Here is a 1,105-nt window from a genome sequence, read left to right on the forward strand (position 1 = left end):
GGCCTGAGCTGGTACTTCTCCGAGTCGAGGTATTCCTCGCTGCCTTCGCGCAGCGGGGTGTTCTCGCACAGTTCGTAGCCGCTGTAGATGCCCCAGGTGGGGGAGAGGGTGGCGGCGAGGACCGCGCGGGCCTCGAAGGCGGGCCGGCCGCCGTGCTGGAGGTAGGCGTGCAGGATGTCGGGGGTGTTGACGAAGAAGTTCGGCCGCATGTAGGCGGCCGTCTCACCGGACAGTTCGGTCAGGTATTCGGTGAGTTCTTCCTTGGTGTTGCGCCAGGTGAAGTAGGTGTAGGACTGCTGGAAGCCGATCTGGGCGAGGGTGCGCATCATCGCGGGGCGGGTGAACGCCTCGGCGAGGAAGATGACGTCGGGGTCGGTGGCGTTGATATCGGCGATGACCCGTTCCCAGAAGACGACGGGTTTGGTGTGGGGGTTGTCGACGCGGAAGATGCGCACCCCGTGGGCCATCCAGTGCCGCAGGACGCGCAGGGTCTCGGTGACCAGGCCGTCCATGTCGGCGTCGAAGGCGATGGGGTAGATGTCCTGGTACTTCTTGGGCGGGTTCTCGGCGTAGGCGATGGTGCCGTCGGCGCGGTGGTGGAACCACTCGGGGTGCTTGTCGACCCAGGGGTGGTCGGGGGAGCACTGGAGGGCGAAGTCCAGGGCGATCTCCAGGCCCAGGTCGCGGGCCTGGGCGACGAAGTGGTCGAAGTCGTCGAGGGTGCCCAGGTCGGGGTGGACGGCGTCGTGGCCGCCCTCGGGGGAGCCGATGGCCCAGGGCACGCCGACGTCGCCGGGGCCGGCGGTGAGGGTGTTGTTGGGGCCTTTGCGGTGGGTGGTGCCGATGGGGTGGATGGGGGGGAGGTAGACGACGTCGAAGCCCATGGCGGCGATGGCGGGCAGGCGTCCGGCGGCGGTGCGGAAGGTGCCGTGGGGGTGTTCGGGGGTGCCCTCGGAGCGGGGGAAGAACTCGTACCAGGCGCCGTACAGGGCGCGTTCGCGTTCCACCAGCAGCGGCAGCGGCTCGGAGGCGGTGACCAGTTCCCGCAGCGGGTACCGGGCCAGCACCGCGTCCACCTCCGGGGTCAGCGCCGCCGCCAGCCGGG

1 pseudogene is annotated in these 1,105 nt (G+C 69.6%); it reads right to left on the reverse strand.

From position 1 onward, the window contains the following. Nucleotides 1-1,105, reverse strand: a pseudogene (locus ACFY32_RS34095) (alpha-1,4-glucan--maltose-1-phosphate maltosyltransferase); the annotation flags it as partial.

This window comes from Streptomyces sp. NPDC000134 (genome assembly GCF_042899225.1).
Taxonomy (GTDB): Bacteria; Actinomycetota; Actinomycetes; order Streptomycetales; family Streptomycetaceae; genus Streptomyces.